Annotated in this window: 21 protein-coding genes; 20 read left to right on the top strand and 1 reads right to left on the bottom strand. The window is 43.8% G+C overall.

The window, feature by feature from the left end; genetic code table 11:
* Positions 1 to 306 precede the first annotated feature (306 nt).
* The 4 genes from aroQ to JG770_RS08570 are packed head-to-tail and all read left to right on the top strand — an operon-like array spanning position 307 to position 2,844.
* Positions 307 to 756, top strand: a complete 450-nt coding sequence (gene aroQ, locus JG770_RS08585; protein ID WP_291957796.1) for a type II 3-dehydroquinate dehydratase — start codon at positions 307 to 309, stop codon at positions 754 to 756.
* On the top strand, positions 740 to 1,807 hold the full coding sequence (locus JG770_RS08580; RefSeq protein WP_291957794.1) for an aminopeptidase P family protein: 1,068 nt from the start codon (positions 740 to 742) through the stop codon (positions 1,805 to 1,807). The genes aroQ and JG770_RS08580 overlap by 17 nt, the downstream gene beginning before the upstream one ends.
* A gap of 26 nt (positions 1,808 to 1,833) precedes the next feature.
* Positions 1,834 to 2,391, top strand: a complete 558-nt coding sequence (gene efp, locus JG770_RS08575; RefSeq protein ID WP_291957792.1) for an elongation factor P — start codon at positions 1,834 to 1,836, stop codon at positions 2,389 to 2,391.
* A 36-nt stretch (positions 2,392 to 2,427) separates the two neighbouring features.
* A complete protein-coding gene (locus JG770_RS08570; RefSeq protein WP_291957790.1) occupies positions 2,428 to 2,844 on the top strand; it encodes a CD1247 N-terminal domain-containing protein in 417 nt (138 codons plus the stop codon).
* Positions 2,845 to 2,947: 103 nt separating this feature from the next.
* Here JG770_RS08570 and JG770_RS08565 read toward each other — a convergent pair whose 3' ends face one another.
* Positions 2,948 to 3,238, bottom strand: a complete 291-nt coding sequence (locus JG770_RS08565) for a zinc-ribbon domain-containing protein (protein ID WP_291957787.1) — start codon at positions 3,236 to 3,238, stop codon at positions 2,948 to 2,950.
* A gap of 157 nt (positions 3,239 to 3,395) precedes the next feature.
* Between JG770_RS08565 and spoIIIAA the strand changes: the two genes are divergently transcribed.
* From spoIIIAA to JG770_RS08485, 16 genes are all read left to right on the top strand, one after another.
* On the top strand, positions 3,396 to 4,394 hold the full coding sequence (gene spoIIIAA / locus JG770_RS08560) for a stage III sporulation protein AA (RefSeq protein WP_291957786.1): 999 nt from the start codon (positions 3,396 to 3,398) through the stop codon (positions 4,392 to 4,394).
* 4 nt (positions 4,395 to 4,398) lie between these two features.
* Positions 4,399 to 4,920, top strand: coding sequence for a stage III sporulation protein SpoIIIAB (gene spoIIIAB / locus JG770_RS08555; RefSeq protein WP_291957785.1), 522 nt, complete (start codon positions 4,399 to 4,401; stop codon positions 4,918 to 4,920).
* Positions 4,921 to 4,931: 11 nt separating this feature from the next.
* Positions 4,932 to 5,135, top strand: a complete 204-nt coding sequence (gene spoIIIAC / locus JG770_RS08550; RefSeq protein WP_291957783.1) for a stage III sporulation protein AC — start codon at positions 4,932 to 4,934, stop codon at positions 5,133 to 5,135.
* 15 nt (positions 5,136 to 5,150) lie between these two features.
* Entirely contained in the window at positions 5,151 to 5,537 is a 387-nt protein-coding gene (gene spoIIIAD / locus JG770_RS08545) for a stage III sporulation protein AD (protein WP_291957781.1), read from the top strand.
* Between the two features lie 17 nt (positions 5,538 to 5,554).
* Positions 5,555 to 6,730 carry a stage III sporulation protein AE gene (spoIIIAE, locus tag JG770_RS08540; protein WP_291957777.1) on the top strand — a complete coding sequence of 392 codons (1,176 nt, stop codon included), beginning with the start codon at positions 5,555 to 5,557 and terminating at the stop codon, positions 6,728 to 6,730.
* Between the two features lie 12 nt (positions 6,731 to 6,742).
* Positions 6,743 to 7,354, top strand: a complete 612-nt coding sequence (gene spoIIIAF, locus JG770_RS08535) for a stage III sporulation protein AF (RefSeq protein WP_291957774.1) — start codon at positions 6,743 to 6,745, stop codon at positions 7,352 to 7,354.
* Between the two features lie 18 nt (positions 7,355 to 7,372).
* Positions 7,373 to 7,972, top strand: a complete 600-nt coding sequence (gene spoIIIAG, locus JG770_RS08530; RefSeq protein ID WP_291957771.1) for a stage III sporulation protein AG — start codon at positions 7,373 to 7,375, stop codon at positions 7,970 to 7,972.
* 16 nt (positions 7,973 to 7,988) lie between these two features.
* Positions 7,989 to 8,618, top strand: coding sequence for a SpoIIIAH-like family protein (locus JG770_RS08525; RefSeq protein ID WP_291957768.1), 630 nt, complete (start codon positions 7,989 to 7,991; stop codon positions 8,616 to 8,618).
* Positions 8,619 to 8,687: 69 nt separating this feature from the next.
* Positions 8,688 to 9,101 carry an Asp23/Gls24 family envelope stress response protein gene (locus JG770_RS08520; protein WP_291957766.1) on the top strand — a complete coding sequence of 138 codons (414 nt, stop codon included), beginning with the start codon at positions 8,688 to 8,690 and terminating at the stop codon, positions 9,099 to 9,101.
* Positions 9,102 to 9,161: 60 nt separating this feature from the next.
* On the top strand, positions 9,162 to 9,707 hold the full coding sequence (gene amaP, locus JG770_RS08515) for an alkaline shock response membrane anchor protein AmaP (protein ID WP_291957763.1): 546 nt from the start codon (positions 9,162 to 9,164) through the stop codon (positions 9,705 to 9,707).
* A 5-nt stretch (positions 9,708 to 9,712) separates the two neighbouring features.
* On the top strand, positions 9,713 to 9,931 hold the full coding sequence (locus JG770_RS08510) for a DUF2273 domain-containing protein (protein WP_291957760.1): 219 nt from the start codon (positions 9,713 to 9,715) through the stop codon (positions 9,929 to 9,931).
* Between the two features lie 57 nt (positions 9,932 to 9,988).
* Positions 9,989 to 10,393: a transcription antitermination factor NusB gene (gene nusB, locus JG770_RS08505; protein WP_291957757.1), complete on the top strand. Its 405-nt coding sequence runs from the start codon at positions 9,989 to 9,991 to the stop codon at positions 10,391 to 10,393.
* A gap of 90 nt (positions 10,394 to 10,483) precedes the next feature.
* A complete protein-coding gene (gene folD, locus JG770_RS08500; protein WP_291957754.1) occupies positions 10,484 to 11,338 on the top strand; it encodes a bifunctional methylenetetrahydrofolate dehydrogenase/methenyltetrahydrofolate cyclohydrolase FolD in 855 nt (284 codons plus the stop codon).
* Entirely contained in the window at positions 11,326 to 12,555 is a 1,230-nt protein-coding gene (gene xseA / locus JG770_RS08495) for an exodeoxyribonuclease VII large subunit (RefSeq protein WP_291957752.1), read from the top strand. Before folD ends, xseA begins: the two co-directional genes overlap by 13 nt.
* Positions 12,539 to 12,763, top strand: a complete 225-nt coding sequence (gene xseB / locus JG770_RS08490) for an exodeoxyribonuclease VII small subunit (RefSeq protein WP_291957749.1) — start codon at positions 12,539 to 12,541, stop codon at positions 12,761 to 12,763. The genes xseA and xseB overlap by 17 nt, the downstream gene beginning before the upstream one ends.
* An 8-nt stretch (positions 12,764 to 12,771) precedes the next feature.
* Positions 12,772 to 13,620, top strand: coding sequence for a polyprenyl synthetase family protein (locus tag JG770_RS08485; RefSeq protein WP_291957746.1), 849 nt, complete (start codon positions 12,772 to 12,774; stop codon positions 13,618 to 13,620).
* The last annotated feature ends 229 nt before the right edge of the window (positions 13,621 to 13,849 follow it).

Below are 13,849 nucleotides of genomic sequence, written 5' to 3'. Positions count from 1 at the left end.
ATTTTTGACAACAAAAAAAGCGCGTAATTGCGCTGGTTTCAAGGCCGTAAACATATAAATTATTCCGAAATAAACATGGTGTTAACTCCTAAAGACGGGCTCTCGAAAACTAACTGGGAATTCAATAGATTCCTAAAAAAATATTTTTAAAAAAATGCAATTTTTTACGCCATAAGATAGTCTAATATATAAAGAAGAGAACGGGGGATGATATCATAAGAAACGTTAATTCGCCCTTGTCACAGGGAATATATTATGATATAGTATATAAGCGTAATTTATAGAAAAGCATTTTTGGAGCGTTTTATGCAAAAGATATTGATCATAAACGGGCCTAATTTGAACATGTTGGGTATACGGGAGCCTGGTATATACGGCGATGATACGCTGGAAAGCATAACAAAGGGGCTTAAAAGCTTTGCTGAATCTTATGGAATAGAATTGGATGCTTTGCAGTCAAACAGCGAGGGCAATATAATTGATGCTATCCAGGCGGCCTACGGGCGATACGACGGCATTATAATAAATGCTGGTGCTTATACGCATTACAGCTATGCCATAAGGGACGCTATAGCAAGCGTTCATATTCCTACTATAGAAGTTCACATATCGAATATATATAGTAGAGAGGACTTCCGAGAGCATTCGGTTATAGCACCGGTATGCATAGGCCAGATATCGGGATTAGGCCCTATGGCATATAAACTGGCGCTTTATTATTTTATGGAGGCAAATAGCAGTGAGCAGGATAGATAAATTAAGGATTGCCATGTCGCAGAAAGGTATAGACGGGTGCTTGTTGGCTAAACCTCCTAATGTAGCTTACATAAGTGGTTTTACCAATAATGATGCTTATGCCATTATAACAAAGAATAAGCGGTTTTTATTGACGGATTTCCGTTATATAGAGCAAGCACAGCATCAAGCCCAAGGGTTTGAGGTTATGTTAGTAAGCGGCCGTAAATTAATGTCTATGCTCAGCGACGTAATTTATGATAATGATATACATACATTTTGGTTTGAGGATAGCTATGTCACATGCGCATTTTACAATAAATTAAGCGCTGAGCTAGATGGTATAGAGATGATATCTATGGGCGATACTATGGAGCGGCTACGAGCCGTTAAGGATGAGGACGAGATATCGCTCATAAAGCAGGCAGCGGCTATAGCAGATAAAGCGTTCGATGCCGTGCTGGAATATATAAAGCCTGGTATAACTGAGAAACAACTGGCCGCCAGACTGGAGTATATTATAAGGGATAAAGGATGCGAAGGCGTTTCTTTTCCGAGCATTGTTGCATCCGGCCATCATTCCTCGATGCCACACGCTCAGCCATCCGACAAGCCGTTTGAGGTTGGCGATTTTATAACGCTGGATTTCGGCGGTATATATAACGGTTATTGCTCCGATATGACGCGTACCGTTGTTTTGGGGCGCGCATCGCCCGAGCAGCGCCGAATATATGACACAGTGCTTGAAGCTCAGCGGACAGCGCTGGAAGGTATAAAAGCAGGTATGGTATGCAAAGATGCCGATGTTTTAGCCCGTGATTTAATAGCTGCCGAGGGTTATGGCGAGTATTTCGGCCATTCGCTTGGCCACGGCGTAGGGCTGGAGATACATGAGCTTCCCACGCTTTCGCCTGAGGCGAATGATATATTGCAGGTTAATTCGGTGGTGACTGTGGAACCCGGCATATATATACCGGGTGTAGGAGGTGTTCGAATAGAGGACCTCATAACAGTGCGCGATGGTTATATAGACGATTTCACATTATCAACAAAAAAACTGATAGAAATATAAGAATTGAATGGAGGCATGCGTATTATATGATAACAGCAGGAGATTTTAGAAAGGGTATGACGGTGGAGATAGACGGCCAAGTATATACCGTAGTGGATTTTTTACATGTTAAGCCGGGTAAGGGTGCGGCTTTTGTCAGGACAAAGATAAAAAATGTGATTACCGGAGCGGTATTGGAACGCACCTTTAATCCGACCGAAAAGTTCGAACAGGCTCATATAGAGAGGAAGGAAATGCAGTATCTCTATAATGATGGAGAGCTCTATTACTTTATGGATGTCGAGAATTATGAACAATTGCCGCTGAATAGGGATAAAGTCGAAGATGCGTTGAAATTTATAAAAGAGAATATGACTGTTTCTATAAAATTCTACAAAGGAGAGGCCTTCTCGGTTGAACCGCCTAATTTTGTCGAGCTTGAAGTGGTACAAACTGATCCGGGATTTAAGGGTGATACAGCTACAGGTGGTAGTAAACCGGCCACGCTGGAGACGGGGGCGGTTATACAGGTGCCACTATTTGTAAACACCGGCGATAAGATAAGAATAGATACGCGTACCGGCGAATATATGGAGCGCGTCTAGAGCAAAATATAATTATTATTTAACAGGAGGTGCCTTATGGGTGAAGTAAAACAAAAGATATCTTATCTTAGGGGCGTTGTGGAAGGTATTGGTATAAAAGACGATACCAATGAAGGCAAGGTGCTGGATGCCATACTCGATATCTTAGATCAGATAGCCGCAGAGCTTGAAGATATCGGCGAAAGGCAGGATGAAATGAACGAGTATATCAGTGTGATAGATGAAGACTTAGCCGATATCGAAGACGAAATATACGATTATGCTGATGAATATGGCGACGAGGATGATGATACCAATTATATAGAGATAGAATGTCCTAATTGTCATGAAGTGGTGTATATCGATACCGATGTATTCGAGGATGATGAAGAAGATGTTATTTGCCCAAATTGCCATCAGCCTATATACGAATACGAGAGCGATGAGGGAGACGACGAAGATTCAGACGAATAAGGACCTGGTTTGTATCAGGGAATATCGAGCATATAAACAGCGTTTGTCGGTGGTTTAAGCATGCATGTTTAAACCACCGATTTTTTATTCTGTGCCGCTATCTTCAGTCTCGATATCCGCAATGCGGGCAGGAGGAAAAATCAGAGTCATACTCATAACCGCATTTCGGACATGTTTTCTTTTCATTTTCATATTTCTCATGTTTTTCACTTGCCAGCATATATATAATAGTATCTTGATTATCGAGAATTTTGGCCAATGCGAATAGTATTATCGCTGATAAAATACCATTGGCTACGGATGTAACAAATCCGCCAAATGAACCTGCTGTAAACCCTATTATAAGATTGATTATAAAAACTATTGCACCGATAAGATAAAGCGCTGTATTCATCTCAATTTTCCCCATCCTTTACAAATCATTTATTAGTAGTATATCACGATACTGATTTTGTTGGCAAGATATTTACCCTTTCATGCTTATCCGAATTTGAGTAATAATTTGTTCCTCTCGTTAATAAATTATATTAACGAGAGAGGAGGACATGCTTATGATGATAGGCAATGAGATAAACAAAAGGTACGGATGGAAAGAATCGCTCTTGGATTTTATGCCCATGAATATAAGAGCTATGTTGAACCAAATTCCATCGGAATTATCCGATAAGATGGAAGAAATCCGCATGCGCGTCAATAAACCGCTCATGCTCATATCAGCAAATCGCGATTATATGTTGGACGAGGCCGGCCATATATGTAGCGATCCAAAACAGGCCTATAAGGTGAGCAAATTGGATATAGACAAGACATTGCAATTCATGTCGGAGTATTCCCTATACGCTATAGAAGAAGAACTGAGGAACGGGTATATTACGTTGGCCGGAGGATACAGAGTAGGTGTGGTGGGAAAGACAGTAATGGCAGGCTCGGCTATCAGAACCATAAAATACATATCCGGGTTGAATATAAGGATTGGCAGAGAATTAATAGGTGTAGCCGACAAGGTCATGCGGTTTATTATAGACAGCGATGCAAAGCCGTTGCATACGCTGGTAATATCGCCGCCGCAGTGCGGAAAGACCACATTGTTGCGCGATATGGCAAGACAATTCAGCGATGGATGCGGCGCTTGTATCCCCAGGAAGGTGGTAATAGTGGATGAACGTTCCGAGCTGGCCGGCAGTTATATGGGCATAGCACAAAACGACGTGGGCATAAGGACTGATGTGTTGGACGCTTGTCCAAAAGCCGCAGGCATAATGATGGCCATAAGGGCTATGTCGCCCGATGTGATAGTGACCGATGAGATCGGCCGTCAGGAAGACGTATATGCTATAGAGGAGGCATTGAACTCCGGCATCATCGTAGTGGCTTCGGCTCATGGCAAAGATATAAATGATATATCCAACCGCCCCATACTCAAGCAATTGATGGATAAGAGGATATTTCAACGTTATGTCATATTGGGCAGGAGCCTGGGTACGGGCACCATCGAAAGTATATACGACGGATATAACGGCAACGCATTGCTGGCAAAACCGATGAGGTGATAATATGACGCTTAAGCTTATATTATCGGCTGTCATAGTGATAGCGTCAGCTATGATAGGCAATATATACTCTATGAAGTATGCTATTCGTGTGGCGCAATTGAGGCGGCTGCAAACGGCTCTTCAAATGCTGGAAACCGAGGTGATATACAGATATTCGCCCTTGCCGGAGGCTTTTAAGAGCGTGGCGTTATCTATGAAAGGTGAAATACAGTGCATAATGGAGGATACTGCCTCTATGTTGTCCGACCGTAACGGTTATACCATAGACCACGTATGGGAAACAGCTCTGAAACGTTATGCCAAGTCCATGGCGTTGACCAGCGATGATATAGGCATATTGCTTAATTTAGGCAAGACGATGGGTTCTTCCGATGCGGATAATCAGATCAAATATTTCGAGCTCATATTGAACCAGATAAGAGAGCAGGAGAAATCTGCCGAAACTGAAAAAGCGAAAAACCAAAGACTATACAATAATCTTGGTATATTGGGCGGGCTGGGTATAGCTATATTGATATTATAACGGAGGAAAAAATGAGCGTAGATATAGATCTCATATTTAAGATAGCCGCTATAGGTATTCTGGTAGCAATATTGAATCGGGTGCTGGTACAATCGGGCAGAGAAGAGATAGCCATGATGACCACATTAGCGGGGCTTGTAATAGTTCTGCTTATGGTTGTAGATTTGATAAACCAGCTTTTTCAAACCATCAAATCCATATTTCAGTTGTATTAGCGGTGAATAGGGCTTATGGATATCGTTCAAATAGTGTCGATAGGGTTGGTGGCGGCTATATTGGCTATTACTTTGCGCCAGCAGCGCCCGGAGATGGCTCTGATAGTAAGTATTGCCGCAGGCGTGGTAATTTTCTTTATGATAGCCGGAAAGCTGTCTGCAGCCATACAGGCTTTGAATGAGGTCATGCGGAAAGCTCAGTTGAATAATATATACTTCACTACTGTGCTGAAGATTATCGGTATAGCGTATATAACCGAATTCGGTTCGCAAATATGCAAGGATGCCGGCGAAGGGTCTATTGCATCCAAGATAGAACTGGCCGGCAAGGTGCTTATAATGGTACTTGCTTTACCAATCGTATTAGCGGTATTTGATCTGATAAGCAGCGTGATGCAGTGATGAAAGGGTATCTTGGAATGAATAGATTGATGCTCATAATATATATAAGCATAATAATCGTATCGTATATGTTGGCTCCCGTCGCTTATGCCGCTCCTGATGACGAAGGAGCGATGCCGGATGATGACTTGATACAACAACAGCTCGACAATTTGGACATTTCGGAAATAGCTAAATTTTATGAGGATTTTGCGAGCGAAGATTATCCCGATATCGGCACATTGCTGAAGGACATGCTGGGAGGTCGTATACCGTTCGATGTATGGCAGATCATAAAAAAAATTGTTAGCGGTTTATTTAAGGAAGTGTGGCAGAATATAGGACTTATATCTAATGTGCTGATCATCGCTATAGCGAGCGGTATACTCAATCAGCTTCAGAGTTCTTTTGACAGCAAATCGGCTGGCGAAATGGCCTTTTATGCCTGTTATATATTGATAATAATGATGGTTATACAAAGCTTCAATCAAATGATGGGTTATGGGCAAGAGGCCTTGTCCAATATGGTTTTGTTTATGCAGGCATTTGCGCCGACCATGTATACATTGCTGGTGGCATCAGGAGCCGTGAGCAGCTCGGTCATGTTTCAGCCGTTGATGGCGTTACTGGTGGGTATGGTGGGTACTTTTGTAAAGGATGTGGTGCTGCCGCTGCTGTTTTTGTCGGCTATACTCACCCTTGTAAACTATATATCGGACAAGACCCCGCTTGGTAAATTGGCGGATTTATTGAAGAATATATGCTCATGGGCGCTTAAACTGACTTTTATTATATTTTCAGCTATTGTCATAATTCAAGGCATAACAGCGGGCAGTTTTGATAGCGTCTCCTTTAGGACGGCTAAGTTTGCCGTAGATAATTTTGTACCAGTAGTAGGCCGCGCTCTTTCGGATTCAATGGCCACCGTGGTCAGCTATAGCGCGTTGGTTAAAAGTGCCGTAGGCGTGATAGGGCTCATTATCCTTGCATCCATATGCTTATTTCCGGCCATAAAGATCGCGGCCGTGGCACTTGTTTATAAATTTGCGGCCGCTCTTATCGAGCCCATCGCGCAACCGCGCATAAGCCAATGCCTCAATAGCATAGGCGATATACTGATAATGTTGTTTACGCTGGTATTTTCGGTGGCGGTGATATTTTTTATAGCTATAGCAATGCTTATAGGCATAAACAGCCCACAGGCTATACTATAGGAGGGATAAGCAGTGGTTACTCAGTGGTTGAAATCATGGATAAGCGCCATAGTTTCTATAGTGCTTATAACCACCTTTATGGAAATAATATTGCCGGACAGCCAAGTCCGGAAATATATACAGTTCATCATAGGCATTGTAATAATGCTGACCATACTATCGCCGGTTATAACGCTTTTAGGACATGGCGACGAGATGATAAACGACATAAACAATATAAGTTTTGATATGCAGCGCGCCGATTTAAAACAATCTCAACAGATGGTACAGGAGCAGCAATCGAAGTCGGCTATAGAGCTTTATAAAAAACGCTTGCAACAGGGCATAAAGCAGCAGGTCGATGCTTTAGGATATGGAGAAACAGCAAGGGTGGATATAGCGGTGGATGAGGACGAGGATAGCGAAACATTTGGCAGTATCCAATCTATGCATATATATGTGAAACAAGAGAAAGACGGCATTGAACCTGTAGAACCGGTGAATATAGATATATCCGGCAAACCTGAAGAAACGGTGCAAGCCGTTTCAGTGCCATACGCGCAGAACATAAAAACAACCCTCGCGGCTTACTATCAGATTTCGCCGGATGACATCGCTGTATTAACTATAAGTGATTTGCCTTAGAAACGAGGAAACGGTATTATGGACATTTTTTCTAAAACTAAAGAATACTATAGTCGCATAAAGAATATAAAAAATATAGAAATATGGTTGACTATATTGATTATGGCCATTGTGATAAGTTTAGCTGTGTCGGAATTCTCAAAGCCGCCTGCCGATGCCGGCTTGCCCGATGATGCTGAAAACGATATGCCGTCGTCGACAGCAAATTCTGATGATGGGGAAGCCTTGGAGGCAGAACTGGCCGATATATTGTCCAAGGTTGACGGTGTGGGATCGGTATCGGTCATGATAACCTTTGAGTCGGAGGCTGAAAAAGTACCGGCAACGGACGTGCAGCGCAGTACAAAGACGACTGAGGAGAAGGATAATCAAGGGGGTGATCGTACTATTATAGAAGAAACCAATGATTCCAAACACGTGATATTAAATCAACAAGGGGCCAGTCAACCGATGATTATAAAAGAATTGGCCCCGAAGATACGGGGAGTTATAGTGGTGGCAGAAGGCGCTGAGGATGTGTCCGTGCAAGCTGATGTATCCCATGCGGTACAAACCGTGTTGGACGTACCTGCACATAAAGTAACAGTATTTGCTATGAAAAAACAGAATAAAGATTGAATTGGAGTGAGTAGTAATGGTAATATTGAGGAGAAGGACCATTGTTATAGTGTCGCTGGTGGCTTTATTATTCCTAACCGGTTATCTGAATTATTATTATGGCCAGCAATTGGATAATAGAGATGTGGTGCAGACGAATGCCGACGATAAAGCGAGCGATGTAGAACCTGTTGATGCAGACGAGGATATTCAACCGCCATCGACACCTCCGGCAAGCAACGACATAGAGGTTAAAGACGTGCCGACATCTGCTTCGTCGCTGGAGCAACAAGCTATGACTTCGAGCACATCGGCGGCCACATTCTTTATCGAGTACCGGCTAGAACGAGAGAAGGTAAGGAGCCAGGAGATAGATACATTAAAAGAGATACTCACCAATGCCGATATGGATGAGGAATCGAAGGCTGAGGCCGAACAGACGCTATCTGAGCTTATAAAGACCAATGAAACTGAAATGGCTATAGAAAACCTGATAAAAGCCAAGGGATTTAAAGATGCTTTAGCTTTTGTTCATGAAGATTCTACCAATATCATAGTGTCGACGCCTGATAAATTAACGCCTGCCGATGTTGCCAAGATACAGGATGTAGTCATGCAAAGGACGAATCAGCCTGCTGAAAAAATTAAAATTATAGAGCGAAAATAACTTAATAAGGTTGTAAAACACCGAAATCTCTGGTACAATATACATATAAAAGCGATTGGAGGGATCGAGATGGCTGATGTAGATAACGAGAAGATGGAAGGCAATGATGTCCAGACAGCGGGTAATATTCGTATTGCAGATGAAGTAGTTGCCGCTATAGCCGGCGTGGCTGCTGCCAAGGTGGAAAAGGTTACCGATATGAGCGGAGGCTTAGCCAGCGATATAGCAGGCATACTTGGCAGAAAGAATCCTGCAAAAGGCGTAAAGGTTCAGGTCGGTGATAAAGAAACCAGCATAGATATAGCTATAATTGTCGATTATGGAGCAAGAATACCGGATGTGGCGTGGAAGATTCAGGAGAACGTCAAAAATGCTGTAGAGTATATGACAGGATTGAAGGTAACGGCTGTAAATGTACATGTGCAGGGCGTTAATTTCCCTAAACCAGAGGAAACGGATTCTTCTGAAGGAACTGAAGAATAGTAGCCATAACTATAACCCTCTGATTTATCAGAGGGTTATTCTAGCTAAGGAGGCATAAAAATGCGTATTTTAGATAGGGTACTTTTAGCTGTATATACTATATTAATAATCATCATCTCTGTTATAGCCATGGCGGTTGCGCTGCGCTGGATACCGGCAGATACGGTCTATATGTACATACGGAGCATATACGACAATACGCAGGTGGCCATAACGGTTTTGATAGTGGGGTTGTTGTTCTTGGTTATAAGTCTGGAGTTGTTGCTGTCAGGCTTGCGCCACACCGCGCCGCGCGGAGCGATGCTCAAATCAGATGCCACCGGCAGCGTCATGCTGTCCGTAAATGCTATAGACAGTATGGTTCAGCGCTCTGCCAGGATGATCGAAGGCATTAAGGATATAAAGAGTTCGGTGTCCGTTGATCCCGAGGGTACAAGGATAATGTTGAGCGTACAAGTGGAGCAGGATGTAAATATTCCGGAGTTGACCGAGAATCTTCAAAATCAGGTCAAAGAATATGTGGAGAAGTATGGCGGCATAAAAATAAAAGCTATAACGGTCAGGGTGGACAGCATATCGCCTGTAACGCACTACAAGGCGGAGTGATCATTATGAAATTATTGGTATATATTTTCGATAAATATAAAGGTAAAGCGGTCGGCGTAACGATAGGGCTGATATTCAGCCTGCTCGTGCTTATAATAGGATTTTGGAGGACATTGTTTATATTGCTGTGCGTCGGCGCCGGTTATTATATAGGCAATAAATACGATAAGGGAGAAAGTTTCTTAGAATTTTTGGACAAGATATTACCTAAAGGTATGCGATAACTTCATTGACAGTGCGCCCATCGGCAGATAAACTATAGCATGAGAAGGGAAAATGATATGAGCAGAAGGCAAGCCAGGCAGGATGCGGTTTGTTTAATGTATGAGATAGACATACAAAACGGTGGCTCTGATGATATATTGGAACGCTTCTTTAACACGCATGCATTAAATGAGGCTGATGCTAAATATATCGATGAAATCGTAAAACTGGCTCTCGAACATAGGGATGACATAGATAAGGGCATAGAACAGAGCTGCGGCAGAAAGACCGGATACCTTGCAAAAATGGATCTGGCCATACTAAGGATAGCGGCGGCCGAGATGTTATATATGCCGTCGGTACCATATGTAGTCTCTATAGACGAGGCGGTCGAATTAGCCAAGCGTTATGGGGATGATATGTCGCCGTCTTTTATCAACGGCGTGCTGGCAGGCTTGATAAAACAGCTCACTAAAGCATAAAAGCCATATCATTTTTTCAATTAACCGCGATTTGTAATATGGCAAATCCGCCGCTATTCATATTACGAATTGAAGAAGGAGAGATATTCTATGGGAGCACAAATTATTGACGGTAAGGCTATATCATCGGCTATACGCCAGCAGATAAAACAGCAGGTAGATGACTTACAACAAAAAACCGGTAAGGTTCCGGGACTGGCCGTCGTGTTGGTAGGAGAAGATCCGGCCTCTCAGGTTTATGTAAGGAATAAAGAGAAGGCATGCCATGAGGTAGGCATATACTCGGAGGTTTACAGGTTACCTCAGCAGACCTCGCAACAGCAGTTGCTGGATCTGGTACATCAGCTAAACGAACGGCAGGAGATAAACGGTATACTTGTGCAGTTGCCTTTACCCGATCATTTGGATGAAATGACGGTACTGAGGGATATTTCACCGGATAAAGACGTGGATGGCTTTCATGCGGTGAACGCGGGTAAGCTGTTAAACGGTGAAAAGGGATTTGTGCCATGTACCCCGAAGGGCATAATAACGTTGATAAAGAGCACCAACATAGATATAAAAGGCAAAGACGCCGTAGTGGTAGGCCGCAGCAATATAGTGGGCAAGCCCGTATCCATACTTCTGCTCAATGAAAATGCCACCGTTACCATATGTCATTCCAAAACGATTGATCTTAAAGCCCATACGCAAAGGGCTGATATATTGGTTGCGGCTACGGGTAAACCAAACCTCATAACAGGCGATATGATAAAACCCGGAGCAGTGGTCATAGATGTGGGGACCACTAGGGTGGAGGGCAAATTAACCGGCGATGTGCACTTTGCCGGCGCCAAAGAAGTAGCCGGCTGGATAACGCCTGTGCCCGGCGGGGTAGGTCCTATGACCATAACCATGTTGTTGCAGAATACTATTGAAGCAGCGGTATTGCAATGGAAGCTCTGATATTCAGCGTGAGTCAGCTGACAGCTTATATAAAAGGCATGTTTTCTTCTGACCCGCTGCTGCACTCGGTGTATGTGCGCGGCGAAATATCGAATTATAAGCTGCATTCCTCAGGTCACAGCTATTTTACACTGAAGGACCAGAACAGCAAGATACGTTGCGTGATGTTCAGGCAATATGGGCAACCGATTTTTGCGATGCAGGATGGTATGGATGTATTGGTACAGGGTTATGTGAATGTTTATGACAGGGATGGGCAATATCAATTATATGCGGAAAGGATAGAGCCGTTCGGCGTCGGATCGCTGCATTTGGCTTTCGAGCAGCTTAAAACCAAGCTGGAACAAGAGGGTTTGTTTGATCAGACGCATAAAAAGCCGCTGCCTTTACTTCCTAAACGCATAGGCGTGGTCACGTCTGATACCGGGGCAGCTGTACGCGATATAATAAATGTGGCGCATCGCCGCTATCCTAACATCGACCTGCTTATAGTACCGGTGGCTGTGCAGGGCAAGGCCGCAGCTATACAGATAAGCGAAGCTATAGATGCGCTGAATATTATGGACCAATCGGTAGATGTTATAATAGTAGGTAGGGGCGGCGGTTCAATAGAGGAATTATGGCCATTTAATGAAGAAATCGTGGCACGCAGTATATATCGCTCGCATATACCTGTCGTATCGGCAGTAGGCCATGAAATCGATTTTACCATATCCGATTTTGTAGCGGATATGCGGGCGCCCACGCCCTCGGCCGCCGCTGAATTGGTTGTACCGCTAAAAACCGAATTGGAGCAGCATATTGCCGGATTGTGCTTGAATGCCAAGCGAGCGATCGATATGCTGGTGGAGGGACGGCGCCAGAGCCTTTATAAATTGCAGACCAGCCGCATCATGCGCGATCCTATGCAGCTTTTGAAAGATAAACAGCAGCACTTGGATCAGACCGATCGATATTTGCTGATAAATATGCATCATCGAATGGAAATGAAAGGCGCTTTATACAATGATCTTAAACATAGATTAGAAGCGTTTAATCCTTTGGGCGCATTAAAACGCGGCTATACCATGACGTTAGATGCCGAGCATGAAAGTCTGATTAAGTCTGTCAGCGAGCTCTCACTTGGGCAGCGTATACATATAATCTACCATGATGGCCGAGCACAGGCTGAGATCGTCGATCTGGAAGTCGGAAGGGAAAATGATGATAGAAGATGATATGACCTTTGAAAAGGCTATACGCGAATTGGAAAATATAGTAACATCTTTGGAAAATGGAGATGTTGCATTGGATCAAGCTATAGCATTATTCGAGCGCGGCATGGAGTTATCGCGCTATTGCAGCCAAAAGCTTGATGAAGCCGAAGGGAAGATAACCATGCTGATGAAAGAGCAGAATGCTTTTAAGGAGGTTCCTTTTAACTAAGAACAGATATGGATTTTAACCAACAGCTAAAAAGTAAAATAGAAATAATAGACAAAAACTTGGATAGTATGCTTCCGCCTGCTGATACTTATCCTCCGGTGATACATGAGGCCATGCGTTACAGCGTCTTTAGCGGCGGCAAAAGATTAAGGCCGGTGTTGCTTATATCGGCTTATGAGCTGTTTGATGAGCGCATAGACGATTGTATGCCGCTTGCATGCGCTATAGAATTCATCCATACCTATTCGCTCATACACGATGATTTACCGGCTATGGACGATGATGATACAAGAAGAGGCAAGCCGACATGTCATAAAGTTTTTGGCGAAGGCATGGCGGTGTTGACCGGCGATGCTCTGCTCAATCACGCGTTTGAAGTCATGTTGGATGATATAGCTCGGAATCCTCATCATATAGCCGCTGCCGCAGCCATTGCAAAAGCGGCCGGTATAGGCGGTATGATAGGAGGGCAGGTGATGGATTTATTGTATGAAAATAAGCCTGTAGACGATGGCGTTTTGCAATATATCCATCAGCACAAAACCGCTGCTCTGATATGCGCGGCAGTAAAAGCCGGTGCCTTGGCTGCGGGTGCCGATGAGGGACATGTGCAGGCTATAGAGCAATACGGCTTGGCGTTGGGCATGGCGTTTCAGATAAGCGATGACATACTGGACGTCGACGAAGGCGGCAAAGAAGAGATTAAAGCTACGTATCCGGCGCTATACGGCATCGAGGCATCCATAAAAGCAGCGCAGGAATTCACGCAGCATGCAATAGATGCAATAGCCGTTTTCGGTCAAAAAGGGACGTTTTTGAAAGAGATGGCCGCCTACATGATGCAGCGCCGCAACTGACATGGTTTTATGGCGATTTGCTCGCTTAAGCGATGGTCTATGAGGTTTGCATGTCTTTATATGTATATGTTATAATTATATCTACAAGTGCGATGGCGCAGTATCCTAGTCAGCGCTATCGATCCTGAAAGCGGGGCTAAAAATCCGCTAAGGGCACAACGATGAAGTTCCTGGTGCTGGCTTCTGACGCCCAGTCGGGGGTTGGTGCTGGGAGTTAAGATAGGTGGGC

Origin of the sequence: Mahella sp., from assembly GCF_020054945.1 — a bacterium.
Taxonomy (GTDB): domain Bacteria; phylum Bacillota; class Clostridia; order Mahellales; family Mahellaceae; genus Mahella.
The sequence above is the reverse complement of the archived record's forward strand: the minus strand, read 5'-3'. Positions and strand labels throughout refer to the sequence as shown.

What these genes read in the sequence shown, in the direction of transcription:
- aroQ (WP_291957796.1), top strand. Translation starts at nt 307, where the DNA reads ATGCAAAAGATATTGATCATAAACGGGCCTAATTTGAACATGTTGGGT.
- efp (WP_291957792.1), top strand. Translation starts at nt 1,834, where the DNA reads ATGATAACAGCAGGAGATTTTAGAAAGGGTATGACGGTGGAGATAGAC.
- JG770_RS08570 (WP_291957790.1), top strand. Translation starts at nt 2,428, where the DNA reads ATGGGTGAAGTAAAACAAAAGATATCTTATCTTAGGGGCGTTGTGGAA.
- JG770_RS08565 (WP_291957787.1), bottom strand. Translation starts at nt 3,238, where the DNA reads ATGAATACAGCGCTTTATCTTATCGGTGCAATAGTTTTTATAATCAAT.
- spoIIIAA (WP_291957786.1), top strand. Translation starts at nt 3,396, where the DNA reads ATGATGATAGGCAATGAGATAAACAAAAGGTACGGATGGAAAGAATCG.
- spoIIIAB (WP_291957785.1), top strand. Translation starts at nt 4,399, where the DNA reads ATGACGCTTAAGCTTATATTATCGGCTGTCATAGTGATAGCGTCAGCT.
- spoIIIAC (WP_291957783.1), top strand. Translation starts at nt 4,932, where the DNA reads ATGAGCGTAGATATAGATCTCATATTTAAGATAGCCGCTATAGGTATT.
- spoIIIAD (WP_291957781.1), top strand. Translation starts at nt 5,151, where the DNA reads ATGGATATCGTTCAAATAGTGTCGATAGGGTTGGTGGCGGCTATATTG.
- spoIIIAE (WP_291957777.1), top strand. Translation starts at nt 5,555, where the DNA reads ATGAATAGATTGATGCTCATAATATATATAAGCATAATAATCGTATCG.
- spoIIIAG (WP_291957771.1), top strand. Translation starts at nt 7,373, where the DNA reads ATGGACATTTTTTCTAAAACTAAAGAATACTATAGTCGCATAAAGAAT.
- JG770_RS08525 (WP_291957768.1), top strand. Translation starts at nt 7,989, where the DNA reads ATGGTAATATTGAGGAGAAGGACCATTGTTATAGTGTCGCTGGTGGCT.
- JG770_RS08520 (WP_291957766.1), top strand. Translation starts at nt 8,688, where the DNA reads ATGGCTGATGTAGATAACGAGAAGATGGAAGGCAATGATGTCCAGACA.
- amaP (WP_291957763.1), top strand. Translation starts at nt 9,162, where the DNA reads ATGCGTATTTTAGATAGGGTACTTTTAGCTGTATATACTATATTAATA.
- JG770_RS08510 (WP_291957760.1), top strand. Translation starts at nt 9,713, where the DNA reads ATGAAATTATTGGTATATATTTTCGATAAATATAAAGGTAAAGCGGTC.
- nusB (WP_291957757.1), top strand. Translation starts at nt 9,989, where the DNA reads ATGAGCAGAAGGCAAGCCAGGCAGGATGCGGTTTGTTTAATGTATGAG.
- folD (WP_291957754.1), top strand. Translation starts at nt 10,484, where the DNA reads ATGGGAGCACAAATTATTGACGGTAAGGCTATATCATCGGCTATACGC.
- xseA (WP_291957752.1), top strand. Translation starts at nt 11,326, where the DNA reads ATGGAAGCTCTGATATTCAGCGTGAGTCAGCTGACAGCTTATATAAAA.
- xseB (WP_291957749.1), top strand. Translation starts at nt 12,539, where the DNA reads ATGATGATAGAAGATGATATGACCTTTGAAAAGGCTATACGCGAATTG.
- JG770_RS08485 (WP_291957746.1), top strand. Translation starts at nt 12,772, where the DNA reads ATGGATTTTAACCAACAGCTAAAAAGTAAAATAGAAATAATAGACAAA.